9 protein-coding genes are annotated in these 10,441 nt (G+C 50.6%); 8 read left to right on the plus strand and 1 reads right to left on the minus strand.

From position 1 onward, the window contains the following. The first annotated feature begins 23 nt into the window (after positions 1-23). Positions 24-1,022 (plus strand): LacI family DNA-binding transcriptional regulator, encoded by a 999-nt coding sequence (locus tag J5224_RS22305; protein WP_264627441.1) that lies wholly within the window; start codon positions 24-26, stop codon positions 1,020-1,022. A 156-nt stretch (positions 1,023-1,178) separates the two neighbouring features. Continuing rightward, the gene (nhaC, locus tag J5224_RS22310) at positions 1,179-2,627 is read left to right on the plus strand and encodes a Na+/H+ antiporter NhaC (RefSeq protein ID WP_264627442.1); all 1,449 of its coding nucleotides are present in this window, start codon (positions 1,179-1,181) and stop codon (positions 2,625-2,627) included. Between the two features lie 157 nt (positions 2,628-2,784). Here nhaC and J5224_RS22315 read toward each other — a convergent pair whose 3' ends face one another. Beyond that, the gene (locus J5224_RS22315; RefSeq protein ID WP_264627443.1) at positions 2,785-4,986 is read right to left on the minus strand and encodes a putative bifunctional diguanylate cyclase/phosphodiesterase; all 2,202 of its coding nucleotides are present in this window, start codon (positions 4,984-4,986) and stop codon (positions 2,785-2,787) included. Between the two features lie 256 nt (positions 4,987-5,242). On the opposite strand from J5224_RS22315, the gene J5224_RS22320 reads away from it, so the two are divergent. The 6 genes from J5224_RS22320 to J5224_RS22345 all read left to right on the plus strand — a co-directional run. After that, on the plus strand, positions 5,243-6,391 hold the full coding sequence (locus J5224_RS22320; RefSeq protein WP_264627444.1) for an iron-containing alcohol dehydrogenase: 1,149 nt from the start codon (positions 5,243-5,245) through the stop codon (positions 6,389-6,391). Positions 6,392-7,262: 871 nt separating this feature from the next. Further along, positions 7,263-7,817: a fimbrial protein gene (locus J5224_RS22325; protein WP_264627445.1), complete on the plus strand. Its 555-nt coding sequence runs from the start codon at positions 7,263-7,265 to the stop codon at positions 7,815-7,817. Between the two features lie 50 nt (positions 7,818-7,867). Continuing rightward, positions 7,868-8,584 (plus strand): molecular chaperone, encoded by a 717-nt coding sequence (locus J5224_RS22330; RefSeq protein ID WP_264627446.1) that lies wholly within the window; start codon positions 7,868-7,870, stop codon positions 8,582-8,584. Further along, positions 8,559-9,119, plus strand: coding sequence for a fimbrial protein (locus J5224_RS22335; protein WP_264627447.1), 561 nt, complete (start codon positions 8,559-8,561; stop codon positions 9,117-9,119). Before J5224_RS22330 ends, J5224_RS22335 begins: the two co-directional genes overlap by 26 nt. 7 nt (positions 9,120-9,126) lie before the next feature. Beyond that, on the plus strand, positions 9,127-9,864 hold the full coding sequence (locus J5224_RS22340; protein WP_264627448.1) for a molecular chaperone: 738 nt from the start codon (positions 9,127-9,129) through the stop codon (positions 9,862-9,864). Next, the coding region (locus J5224_RS22345) for a molecular chaperone (RefSeq protein ID WP_264627449.1) at positions 9,861-10,441 on the plus strand (581 nt) is incomplete at its 3' end. The genes J5224_RS22340 and J5224_RS22345, both read left to right, overlap by 4 nt.

The following is a 10,441-nucleotide window of genomic DNA, read 5'->3' on the forward strand; positions in this document are numbered from 1 at the left end:
CAATGCAATGACAGGGAGTCATCATGGCTACAATGAAGGACGTAGCCCGCCATGCGGGCGTTTCTGCGGCAACAGTATGCCGAGTGATCAACAATAACGTTTACGTTAAGCCGGTTACTCGCGAACGGGTTGAGGCGGCAATGCGTGAGTTCAACTATCAACACAATGTTGCCGCACACGCTACGGCGAAAAGAAGTGGCAAAACACTCGGGCTGCTTACCGGCAACCTGGACGATCCCTTCTTCTCGCGCATGGCGCGGGGCATTGAAGATACCACGCGTAAAGCCAGAGTGCAGTTGGTCGTTTGCAGCGGAGGGCATCGCGCCGAACTGGAAAAGGCAGGTCTTGATTTACTGATTAATCAGGGGTGCGAAGCCATTGTCGCTCATCTGCCCCGTATGAATGAAGAGGATATCTTACGCTACGCGGCCCATACTCCAGCATTGGTGGTGATAAATCGCTATTTACCGGTCATCGCCAATCGCTGTGTATGGCTGGACAATGTCAGTGCCGCTCAGGTCGCAACCAACCAGCTTATTCAACATGGTCATCGAAAAATAGCCTGCATCACGGCAGATATTCCCATCGATGATAGAACTCACCGCGTCGAAGGCTACCGAAAAGCCATGGATATCGCCGGTATCTCGGTAGCTGATGATTGGATCATCAGCGTTCCATTTAATGAGCACGGCGGTGAATTAGCCGCAGAGAAACTGTTACAGGCCGGGCTTAACTTCACCGCGTTAGTGACCTTTAATGATGTCATGGCCGCTGGCATCATGCGAACCTTTCACGCCCATCAGGTTCGCGTACCCGATGATATTTCCATGGTAGGCTTTGATGACATTGCCTGGGCCAAATATCTCCACCCGACGTTGACGACCATGCATAACCCCATTGAGAAAATGGCGCGCCGTGCCGCAACACTCGCGTTACAACTCAATAACGGTATCGTTGGGCTACCACAAAATAATGGTTATTGCGCCGAGCTTATCCCACGAGCATCGGTCAAGCAGGTTTAATCCCGCATTGTCAGCCCGGTACAAGTCAGAAAAATGCGCATGGCTTCGCAGTCATCAAACCCATGAAACCCGTTACACCTATAGCTGTCAGAGATCACATTTATGCGGCCCTACGCTGACTACGCTGACCCCTTCAATGCTTAAAGGGAGTGAGAAATGAAAGCCAAAAAGGCGCTTAATCTGGGATTGGCACTGCTTCCCATCGTTGCCATGCTCACGTTGTTGGTTATTGGTTATGGTCAGTATAAATTGCCCATCGAGTCGCTCTTATTGGTTTCGGCTGCCGTCACTACAGCCGTTGCCTATTGGCAAGGCTACCACTGGGTAGACATCATGGACGCGATTGTCGCTAAGCTCGCCAAAGCGATGCCCGTGATACTGATATTGATCTGCGTCGGAGGTATGATCGGTGCCTGGATGCTCAGTGGTACGATCCCTTATATGGTGTATTGGGGCCTGAAACTGATCAGCCCTCAATATATCGTTATCACCGCTTTCCTTATCACCTGCGCAACGTCGGTTTGTACTGGCACCTCGTGGGGCACCGCAGGCACTGTGGGAGTGGCATTGATGGGTGTCGCCGCGGGTCTTGATGTCTCTTTACCTGCCACGGCGGGTGCGGTGGTTTCGGGGGCCTATTTTGGCGATAAGCTGTCACCGCTGTCTGATTCCACCAATTTCGCCGCCATTGTCGCTGAAACCGATCTTTACAGCCACATCCGCCATCTTATGTATACCACTCTGCCAAGCTTTGCTTTAGCCGCCGGGGTCTATCTGTTTTTTGGATACACCCATATCCCCAGCCACGCGGCCAATCTGGACAAGGTGGATAAAATCATAACGTCAATAGCGAGCCTGTATCACTTTAACGTGATCCTGCTGGTTCCTCCCATCCTGGTATTGTGGGGTGCCATCACCAAACGCCCTGTGATACCCGTTATGTTGGCAGCGTCCGTCTTGGCAATAGGGATCGGCGTAGGCCTACAGGGATTCACCCTGCAACAAGGGTGTATCGCATTGATTCACGGCTTCACCACGTCAATGTTTGCCGCACAGGGAACGGAGGTAACCGGCTTGATAAGCGACATTCCTCGCTTGCTCGATCGCGGGGGGATGTTCTCCATCATGAGCACCATTCTCTTGGTACTCTGCGCCTTTTCCTTTGCAGGAGCCTTAACCTTGACGGGTGCCCTGACCGTGATCATTAACCAGTTGCTAAAGGCGATTCGCAGTGTGGGCCAGTTGATCGCGGCGACCGTGGCAACCACGTTGTTGGTCACGGGAGCAACCAGTGACGGGAAATTGGCACTGCTTATTCCCGCTGAATTGTTTAGAGAATCCTATCTGCGTATGGGACTGGACACGAAGAACCTGTCGCGAACGGTGGAGGATGCGGGCACAGTGACTGAGCCATTACTGCCCTGGACCTCAGCCGGAGTGTATATGGCCAGCACACTGGGAGTGAGTACACTGGATTTTCTCCCTTGGGCAATCCAATGCTATGCGGCGATTTTCTTTGCGCTGATATACGGCTTCACCGGATTTGGTATCGCCAGATTACCTGTCGTCACCAGAACCGTACAGCAAGACCTAAACCCAGTGTAATGTGAGCAGTTCAAAATGATAACACCCAGCCATTGCGATACACTGGCTGGGTATAACATGAAGGTTATGTGTTATTGCACGTAACTTATCGTATTCAAAAGAGCATGTGGATCATCATTATTAATACTTACGCCTCCCTTTTACCCTAAAGGCCTGATTATGGATTAACCTTCTGCCTGATCGTCTGCGGAACAAGCCCGAATTTCGAGGAAAATGCTTGCGCCTCCAACGGTTTACCAAACCAATAGCCTTGCCCTTCCTGACAGCCGTGCTGGCGTAAGTCATACCACTGCTCTGCGGTTTCGATTCCCTCCGCAATCGCTTCAATCTCGAAATTACGAGCAATATCAAGAATGGCATAAGCGACAGAGGCATCACGTCGTGAAGTAAGCAAATTTTGGATAAATGAACGATCGATTTTTATGCGTGTCACTGGGTACTGATTTAGCATACTCAACGACGCGTATCCCGTGCCAAAATCATCAAAGGCAATAGAGACGCCCATATCACGAATTTTTTGCAGTGTGTCAGACATGATTGAATCATTGTTATTGTTAAGAGCGATGTTTTCCGTTAATTCAATTTCCAAGGCTTCCGCGGGAAGGCCATGCCGTTTTAGCACGTCCGCGACCTCTGCGGCCAGGTCCCCGGTGGTCAGTTGCACATCGAACAGGTTCACGCCGATGCGAAAATCAGGCGCACCACACCGGCGCCAATAGGCTGCCTGCGCGCAGGCTTCATCGAGGATCCAGGACCCCACGCTGACCGCCATCGGTCCGCGAGCTAATGTGGTTAAAAATTCCGACGGGGGTAATAACCCACGCGTGGGGTGTATCCAGCGAATTAGCGCTTCCGCGCCGGACAATGAGCCATCACTCAGTTTTATCTGCGGCTGATAAAACAGCACAAACTCGCTGTTGTCCGTTGCGCGTAATAGTTCCATGGCATGATGCCGGCGCGCCGTTGCCTCCTGGCGCAACTCCGGGGTAAAGATATAGAGTTGATTTCGCCCTGTCCGCTTCGCCCTTGATAAGGCCAGATCGGCATTGGCAATCAGTTCCAGCGCCTCATAGCCGTGTTTCGGTGCCAGTGAAATGCCCCCACTGACCGTTACACTTATCGGGCTGCCCTGTACCAGAATCGGCTGAGCGATATGCGCCATGATCTGCTGGGCGTAAAACCCAGCTTCAGCCTGTTCGTAAATATCCGGCAGCAGCACAGCAAACTCATCACCGCCAATGCGCGCGACAATCTGCGTTTCCTTGGTTGATATCAACAGTCGATGAGTGATTTCACATAAAATTTCGTCACCGGCAGCATTCCCAAATGCGGCATTGACATCCGAGAAACCGTCAATATCAATCATCATGATGGCAGCATTGGGGTCTCGCAATACGGCATCTTCAACGCAACGATAAAAACGGCGTCGATTTCTCAGCCCGGTTAGCGGATCGCAATCGGCACTGATGGCAATGGCCTTTTTATCCTGTCGATAACGCGTCATGTCTCGTAACGCGGCGGTAAACTGCAAATTGCCACCATAACACTCACAAAACAGCGATAACACAAAGAACAACTTACTGCCGTTTTTATGCCGTCCACTGACTTCAACAGGCGGTGTTTCACTGCATACACCGTCCGCAATCACACGGCGAATGGCATTCCAGAATTCTGTATTTTCATCAATACCAAAAAGGTCGCTGATCACCAATTCGGCGTAATCATCCTCCGCGTAGCCCCATAACTGCGCTGTCGCTTGGTTCCAACGGGTAATGCGCAAAGCCCGATCAAAGTGGATAACCGGCGCTTCCCCCGTCAATATCGTCGTGTCCATTTCGGCACGATGTTCGCTGGCCACTTCAATGCGTCGCAGTTCAAGACGATCGGACGCCATTCTGGCCAGTTCAGCCAGGCGAGCATGGTCCTCTGCGGTAAAGTCTTGATGGGGGCTGTTATCCAGAATACACAATGCCCCCAGAGCATACCCTTCGGGGGAGCGTAACGGCACTCCGGCATAAAAACGGATATGACTCGGCCCGGTCACCAAGGGATTATCATGAAAACGCTCATCCCGTTCTGCGTCACGCACAATCATACCGTTTTCGGTCAGAATGGCATGCGCACAAAAAGAAGCATCCCGGGTCATGTCAACAGCCCCTTCACCCAACCCATGACTCGCGGCAAAGAACACGCGGTCGCTGCCAATCATATTGACTGCCGCAATGGGCATATCGAACATACGGGACGCGATGCGCACGACTGGCGATAAACTGGATAAGGTTGCTCCAGGATCAAGCGCATATTCGCAGAGCGCTTTCAGTCTTTGTGGATCATCATCAGGAATGCTCGGACACTTCATAGAGTCTCCTTAATACCAAACCATACAGAAAATCTTACAAAAAACGTCACAGAGATAAGCGTAGGCCAAAATTGCATAATTCCGCCACCCCCACACTTTTTCATCGCACGCCAGCAGGTATCAATAGTGTGAAAATTTTCTGCCATGTTGAGCACAATGAAGCACTTTGGCTTGTGAACCGCTTGAAAATAGATACATTACTTATTTTAATGCACCGCTCAGCTGTATTCAGGTTGATGCGATAAAGGAATTTTCAATGCCCCTGTCATTTTCTGTGGTAAGCCCCGGTGAAATTCGTTTTGGACGCGGTGAAGCCGCAGGTGCCGCCTCCTGGCTGGCGGCACGCGCGCGGCACGTCTTGTTGGTTCAGGGTGCCAACCCGCAGCGCGCCGCTTTTCTTGTCGACCAACTCCATGCAGCACAGGTGCGCATCAGTACGTTCACCATCGCTCACGAACCCACGCTTACCAACATTGAACAAGGGGTTGAACTCGCCCGACAGCATCAGGTAGATGCCATTGTCAGCCTTGGCGGCGGCGCCGTTATCGACGCGGGTAAAGCAATCGCTGCACTGGTGAAAGCACAGGGTCCGTTGATTGACTATCTGGAAGTGGTCGGCAATGGCCGAATCCTGGAGTCAGCCCCCTTGACCTTCGTTGCTCTGCCTACCACCGCCGGGACAGGTGCAGAGGTAACCAAAAATGCCGTTATCAACGTTCCTGCACACCGTAGAAAAGTCAGCCTGCGTGATAACCGCATGCTGCCAGACCTCGCCATCATTGATCCAACGCTGACAGACAATACGCCTCGCAGTGTAACACTCGCCTCTGGGCTGGATGCCTTGACGCAGGTGATCGAACCTTATATATGCAATCGCGCGACACCTTACACAGACGCCCTGTGCAGAACCGCGATCCCGCAGGGCATCAGCGCGTTAATGCAACTGATGAAGCACGAATGTCCAGAAAGTCGGGATACCCTGGCGTGGGTAAGCCTGTGTGGCGGTTTGGCACTGGCAAATGCCGGGCTTGGCGTGATTCATGGCTTGGCGGGTCCATTGGGTGGGTTATGCGATGCCCCGCACGGCGCGCTATGTGGCAGCCTGCTCCCCTTCGGATTGATGCTGAATAACGCTCATGTCACCGATCCAACGTTACTGGCGCGCTTTGATGAAATACGCCGTTGGTTTGCCAGTGCGCTCGGGGTTCCTCCGATGCACGCCTTTGATGCGCTGCGCGACTGGCGTCTCCAGGCTGGTTTAGGCTCACTCAGCACGCTCGGCGTCTCGCAGGACGCGTTGCAATCCGCTGCGCTGGCGGCCAGCAGTGCATCATCCATGAAAGCCAATCCGGTGCCGTTAACCTACGAGCAATTACTCGGGATGTTACAACTAGCTTGGAAATAATGCGTTCGCAGCGACGCTGGCCAAACGCGATGACCGTGTTTATACCTTGGCAAGCGCTTTCAGCCTTGCCAAGGTCTCAAGACAAGGGGATGGTATATTATAAATAGATATGTATTTATCGTGGAATGACTTGCTGGGGCACCTTGCGATAACCTATTCTTGGCAATAGATAAAACAACAAAAAAACGCTTTTTTAATTATAGAATTTCCTTATTTCTCCCGCCATGTAATTATATGTATATCGCGCGATTAATTTATTTTAGGATTATTATTACAAACGATGGTTTTTACTTTAAATACATAAACCTGCAAATACATCACACTCACTAACCACTTCAGAAAAACACCTAAAAAATCAGAATAAAAAACCAATAAAATGCAAAAAACAAAGAATAAAGCACCAATTAAATAATATTAACCAGCATATAAATGACACATTTACATTAAAAAAGAATAAAACACACAAATAGAAACAATACAAACGCCAAAAAAAACATTTCTGGCAATGCCATAATTATATAAAATCGCTGCAACTGATGTTCTCATCACTTACTTTGTTGTTCTAGAGAAAATGAATGAAGCACCAGCCAGACAATAACACCGCATCCCTATCTGATGAGGAAAATGAATCAAACATGCTGCCAGTCCTATTTTTAAAAGGACAACGCCTTAACTGATGATAAAACGTTAGCGTCACACTGAAAACCTGGAAATACTGTCGTTATATGTATAAGCATACACTTCTGTAAAGACCACAAGCGCTAATCATTATAACGATATAAAAATTAGCACTGTTTTTTCCCTTTTTCACCGGGTATTCGGGAAAGATGAAAAATTTCAAATCTATTTAATTAAATGTTAGGAGCTTACAATGAAAAAATCATTATTCGCATTAGCACCGCTGGCTTTGTTGCTGCTGGTAGCCAATAACGCATCGGCGGCCAGTAATGCGCAAATCACGATCACGGGCAGCGTGGTAGCCACGTCTTGCGATATTAACCTGAGCACCACCTCGCTCGATCTTGGTAACGTCGCACAGGCTGACTTTGCATCTACCCGCCAGCCGATTGCTTCAAGCCAACGTGATTTCGCCCTCACACTGAGCAACTGTGGTACACCAGAAGCTAGCCAGGTCGCGCAAGTGCAAGTCACGGGTTCAACATTATCCGGAGAAAACAATATCTTCAACAGTGATACAACACGCAATACCGGTGTGATGCTGACCGATGCCACAAACTCATCGGGTTTTATCGATAACAATGCCGTCCTGACTATCGCCACAGCGGATGCCTCGGCCCCTCAAGCAAGCGATTTTAACGGTCAACGACTGAGTTTGCGTGCCGGACTGGCATCAACCGCGACTGATGCTAATGTTGATCTTGGAGGCGTCACCGCACCGATCCTTTTCAACTTTATCACCAATTAATGTTGGTTGGGCGGCGCTGCCGCCCCACTTTTTCAGACAAGGAATAGCAAATGCAACGTATATCATTTGTTATGGCTCTGCTGCTCTCTTTGGTTATATTGCCCACGATTTCACTGGCTGACGGATTTGGCATTAATGCCTCACGCCTTATTTACCCGCAAGGTACTGAAAGTATAAGTGTTTCCGTACGCAATACGACGGTATCGCAACCTTATCTGGTTCAAGCCCGCGTCAGCCGCGCGCAAGCCAGCTATCAACCAGCGCCGTTCATTGTCAGACCCCCAATATTTCGCCTGGAACCCGGAACCGTTAATCAATTGCGTATTTCAGCGCAAAGTATTAATGCCCCGACGGATCGCGAATCGCTGTTTTATTTTCATGCCAGTGCAGTACCCGCATCAAATGCCCCCACCGAACAACATGGCTCGGGCAAAGTGCATGGTGCGACCCAATTTGGTGTAGGTGCCATTATCAAGTTGTTCTATCGTCCCAACGCATTACCCTCTACCTCTAGAGAAGCGCAGGAAAACCTTAAATTTTCTCGTGTGAATGGTGGCATAAAAGTGGAAAACGCCTCTCCCTATTTTATCAGCTTTGCCAGCCTTCAGTTTGGTGGAAAAAATATCCGCTTAGACACTCCAGAAAAACTCACGATGGCACCTTTCTCGCATCAGATATTTAAAACCAGTGAGGCCCAAGGTGATATCCGGTGGCAAACGATCAATGACGAAGGAGCAGTCAATGCATTTACTCGAACGTTACCGTAGCGCATTTATTATTGGCGGGGTCATTAGCATGCTGTGTGGCCTCTCAGCATCGGTACAGGCTGTCACGATCAACTTTTCTGCCACGCTGATTGAAGGCACCTGCTCGTTCAGTTTGGATAAATCCACGCTGGATCTTGGGGCTCTGCAACAAGCGCAATTGACGCCTTCATCACTGCTGGCAGCACAACCTTTCGTTCTGAGCGTGCGAGATTGTAGTGTCGTGGGTAATAGCCAACTCCCGGTGGTGAATGTTACCGGAACTGGCGTCACACAGGACGGGAAATGGCTGTTCCGCGCCTCATCGTCAACGGCCACCAACGTGGGGGTGATGCTGGTCAAAACTAACGTCCCTCCCGCCTTTAGCGACACGGAGGTCAAAAACAACGATGACATTCCTTTAGCCAATCGTGGAACAGCGCCCGTTGATCAAGACCTCACCTTTTATGCCGGATTAACCTGCGGCATTGCAAGTTGTGCCAGCGTAACTCCAGGCACATTAACAGCGCCAATCTTATTCCAACTCGCTTACCGCTGAGGGAAATATGGCACAACCGACATGGAGAGGGTTATTGTTCTGGGGCACCGTCACATTCTTGTGGGGAATGCTCCCTGCCTACGCGGTGCTGCCAACAGAAGGCGGTATCCGTCTGAATCAAACGCGAGTAATTTTCTCTGCCAGCGATAAAGCGCAAACGGTGACTATCACCAATAGCGACAATCGAACCTACCTGGTGCAAAGCCGCGTGCAATTCGATACCAATAACCCAGCGCCAGCGCCATTCTTTATCACGCCCCCGATGTTTTTACTCAAGCCAGATAGTCGCCAACTCTTACGCATTGTCCACCAGGGCGGCGCACTGCCCACCGATCGTGAATCCGTCTTTTACCTTTCGGTACTGGCGATCCCCTCTCGGGCAACCAAAGATGACGCTCCGGTGCAAATATCAGCAGGGTTACAGTTTTTAATTAAGCTGTTTTATCGCCCACCCGCACTGTCTGCGGCATCGCAGACAACGCTTTGCCCGCTGCATTTCAGCCGCCAGGGGCTAACTGTTCGTGTACAAAACCCGACGCCCTACCATCAAACGTTGGGACGACTGGCATTTGACCAAGCAGAGGTAAATTTACAAACACAGCCCTCTATGCTGGCACCGATGAGCGCACTGACCTTTGCGGTCTCAGGGGCGCCATTGCACGCTGAATGGCAAACCATTAGCGATTACGGTGGATTATCCGCCCCTTGCAAACAACAGATTGCAACAACGCAGGAGGTGCCATGATATCCCTCTTCTTTTTACAGCACCGCTGGTTAGCGATATGGGGTCTGCTGGTCGGCTGCTTTGTGACGAGTCCGGCACACGCGGAAGAACGAGAACCGCAGGGAATTACCTTTTATGTGCTGCGCGTTATCTACATGGCTAGCGATAAGCAAGGTGTAGCGCTCACGGCGTATAACAAAACGCCGCGCCCTTATCTGATGCAATCCCGCATGCGTCCTCAGGATTCGGCCACCGGTGATGTTGATAACACCTCGACAGGCAGCACGGTGGTTCCGTTTATCGTCACGCCACCGTTATCCCGTTTAGAACCGAATGACAATCTGACACTGCGTATCCGCCGTAACGGGCAGCCACTACCGGAGGACCGTGAGTCGGTGTTTTTTATTTCAATGAAGGCTATTCCGGCTCAGCCTGCGACCACGCCGCAGGACAACACCGCCAAGGTGATCCTTACCATCACTAACAACTTAAAGGTGTTCTATCGCCCCGAAGGATTAAAAAAACAAGCTGTCGCCGAAATGGCACCCAAACTGCGTTTTAAACGCGAGGGAAACCGACTGGTTGCTGATAATCCCAC

It is taken from the genome of Candidatus Symbiopectobacterium sp. NZEC135 (assembly GCF_025962695.1).

Coding starts and splice junctions, on each gene's coding strand:
- J5224_RS22315 (WP_264627443.1), bottom strand. CDS start 4,986: ATGAAGTGTCCGAGCATTCCTGATGATGATCCACAAAGACTGAAAGCG.
- J5224_RS22340 (WP_264627448.1), top strand. CDS start 9,127: ATGGCACAACCGACATGGAGAGGGTTATTGTTCTGGGGCACCGTCACA.
- J5224_RS22325 (WP_264627445.1), top strand. CDS start 7,263: ATGAAAAAATCATTATTCGCATTAGCACCGCTGGCTTTGTTGCTGCTG.
- nhaC (WP_264627442.1), top strand. CDS start 1,179: ATGAAAGCCAAAAAGGCGCTTAATCTGGGATTGGCACTGCTTCCCATC.
- J5224_RS22335 (WP_264627447.1), top strand. CDS start 8,559: ATGCATTTACTCGAACGTTACCGTAGCGCATTTATTATTGGCGGGGTC.
- J5224_RS22320 (WP_264627444.1), top strand. CDS start 5,243: ATGCCCCTGTCATTTTCTGTGGTAAGCCCCGGTGAAATTCGTTTTGGA.
- J5224_RS22330 (WP_264627446.1), top strand. CDS start 7,868: ATGCAACGTATATCATTTGTTATGGCTCTGCTGCTCTCTTTGGTTATA.
- J5224_RS22305 (WP_264627441.1), top strand. CDS start 24: ATGGCTACAATGAAGGACGTAGCCCGCCATGCGGGCGTTTCTGCGGCA.